Origin of the sequence: Bacillus sp. SIMBA_005 (assembly GCF_046535585.1) — a bacterium.
GTDB classification, from domain to species: domain Bacteria; phylum Bacillota; class Bacilli; order Bacillales; family Bacillaceae; genus Bacillus; species Bacillus pumilus.
Genome location: NZ_JAWRWI010000641.1, coordinates 1 through 261, shown reverse-complemented (window position 1 = coordinate 261; position 261 = coordinate 1). Strand labels below are relative to the sequence as shown.

General features: G+C 71.3%; 1 pseudogene. It reads left to right on the top strand.

Annotated elements, in window-relative coordinates:
* A pseudogene (locus tag SB660_RS21640) lies at positions 1-261 on the top strand (hypothetical protein); the annotation flags it as partial.

The window sequence follows — 261 nt, the reverse complement described above, 5'->3', positions numbered from 1 at the left end:
CTGTACGGCGTGCCGCAGCGGGCCGAATACCATCCGGAAATCGATACCGGCGTGCACCAGCAGATGGTCAGCGACATGGCCGCGCGGCTGCGCCCGGGTGATGCGCAGATCGGCTTCGCCGCCCTGTGTCACGACCTCGGCAAGGCGCTGACGCCGCCGGACGAATGGCCGCGCCACGTCATGCACGAACAGCGCGGCGTGGCGCCGACGCGTGCGCTCGCCGAGCGGCTCAAGGTGCCCCAGGACTACCGCCAGCTCGCC